At 43.0% G+C, this 395-nt stretch carries 1 protein-coding gene; it reads left to right on the forward strand.

Going from position 1 to position 395, the window contains the following annotated elements:
• On the forward strand, nucleotides 1-222 hold a 222-nt coding region (locus CWC03_RS23195; protein WP_138583831.1), incomplete at its 5' end, for a FimV/HubP family polar landmark protein.
• Between the last annotated feature and the right edge of the window lie 173 nt (nucleotides 223-395).

The following is a 395-nucleotide window of genomic DNA, read 5'->3' on the forward strand; positions in this document are numbered from 1 at the left end:
GTTGGGCATGGGCATTTTGAAGAGCTGTTAGCGGGTGTAAATACCACGTATGTGGATTTAGAGGTCGACGGATTGGCCGCTAAATTTGATCTAGAAAAAGCTTACATCGAAATTCACGTTTATGATTCGGCTATATCCACGCTCAACGATGTTTTTGAGAATGGCACAGATTCGGTGCAAGCTGCGGCGGAGCTGCTGAAATCCGGGCTTACAGAGTCTTAATACTCACATCTATGATACCGAGCAAACAAAGTAGTTGCCTTGTTTGGCCGGTATCATCATCTACTTCTTAGCTTAAGCGCTTTAATTCACATCGCCAATCGCTTAATATTTCGTTTTTGTTAGGGGTTGCGATAGATACAGTATGCGAGTAGCGTTAGGGATTGAATATTTTG

The organism is Pseudoalteromonas sp. S2755 (genome assembly GCF_005886535.1).
In the GTDB taxonomy this organism is placed as follows: domain Bacteria; phylum Pseudomonadota; class Gammaproteobacteria; order Enterobacterales; family Alteromonadaceae; genus Pseudoalteromonas.